This is a genomic window from Roseibium sp. RKSG952, from assembly GCF_009711355.1.
This window is the reverse complement of record NZ_SMMF01000097.1, coordinates 1-253: the sequence shown is the minus strand read 5'-3', so window position 1 is coordinate 253 and position 253 is coordinate 1. Positions and strand designations below refer to the sequence as shown.

Sequence of the window (253 nt, the reverse complement as noted above, 5' to 3'; positions counted from 1 at the left end):
CTCCGCCGGATAGGCGGCTCTGAAGATCGGAAATAGTGGTGCGGATTGATCATCCAGGTTCGCCGCCGCACAGGCGGCTCTGAAGAGGTGGATGATGGAGCGCGCAGCGCGGATATCGTTCTCCGCCGGATAGGCGGCTCTGAAATGACCGATGCACGATCGATGTCGATGTGATATACAAACGGCATCGTTTGGAAATCGGAGCGATTCGGTGATCCAGAAACGCGGCAAACCCCTTCCTTCAGGGAGGGGC

1 protein-coding gene is annotated in these 253 nt (G+C 58.1%); it reads right to left on the bottom strand.

Annotated features, from left to right (window positions below; genetic code table 11):
- Positions 1–231: hypothetical protein (locus E1297_RS49415; protein ID WP_209015512.1), on the bottom strand; the 231-nt coding region annotated here is incomplete at its 3' end.
- Positions 232–253 lie beyond the last annotated feature (22 nt).